Genomic DNA, 1,011 nt, shown 5'->3' on the forward strand with positions numbered 1-1,011 from the left:
CCACTTAGTTGATTACTAAATGGTTGTTTTACGGTTATTTCTTGTTTTGTTTTTGTTTTGTTATTAATCTGTTTATTTTGATAAGAATGTATGGTTGATTAAAAAATTTCAAAAGTTTCTAGTTCTTGTTCACTATCAGCAATTAATCTTTTAATCTTTCTGATTCCATAATATACCCTTTGTGTTGGAATCTTAATAATTTGTGAAATTTCTTTGACTTCTTTGTTCTTGTGCAACAAATAAGCAATGTTATAACATCACTCTGGTAACTTGTTTTTAATTAGCTCAATGATTTTAATAACCAATTGATCATTTTTATCTCTAATAAAAACTAGATCAGGGGTTTGATTATCATTTATAATCAACCCTTTTTCTTCAGCTACTTCAAGTGGAATACTATTATATAAGATTTGTTCCTTTTTAGTTTTAAACCTTCTTAATTCTTCAACTAAAAGGTGTTTAATCTTATTTTTCATTAATGCCCGATATTGGATCTGTAAATTAGTTCCATTAATCGTTTTTAAAATATTAAATGTATTTTTAAATAAATCATATTTAATTTCATCAAAACTGATTTCTGAACTATGAAAACGATCTCTTACTTCTTTTAAAAAGAAACGCTTAAAGTAGTGCAAGTTAGTTTCATAAACAAGATAGAAAGCATACTTATTACCAGCTTTAGCTTCTAGATAAGTTTGATCATTAACAATTAGTTCATAATAGTTAGTTTCATAATTATTATTTTGTTTATCATTATTACCTTTCATAATTTATTCCTTTTAAAGGGTCAAACCGAATTAAATTTGACCCACTTAAAAATATAGCATTAACAAAATTACATTTGAAATTTTCTGTCTTCTATAAATTAAGCAAATAAACCTTAATTATTTACTAAAAATAGAAATAATAATAATAATAATAATAATATAACTAACTAACTAACTAACTAACTAACTAACTAACTAACTAACTAACTAACTAAAGTTCTATAAGCTATTAAAAGAGAATAAA

General features: G+C 23.6%; 1 protein-coding gene. It reads right to left on the reverse strand.

The window, feature by feature from the left end; genetic code table 4:
- Positions 1-98: 98 nt before the first annotated feature.
- Positions 99-767: a hypothetical protein gene (locus UDIV_RS04125; RefSeq protein ID WP_038103756.1), complete on the reverse strand. Its 669-nt coding sequence runs from the start codon at positions 765-767 to the stop codon at positions 99-101.
- Positions 768-1,011: the final 244 nt, after the last annotated feature.

The organism is Ureaplasma diversum NCTC 246 (genome assembly GCF_000731915.1).
In the GTDB taxonomy this organism is placed as follows: Bacteria; Bacillota_I; Bacilli_A; order Mycoplasmatales; family Mycoplasmoidaceae; genus Ureaplasma; species Ureaplasma diversum.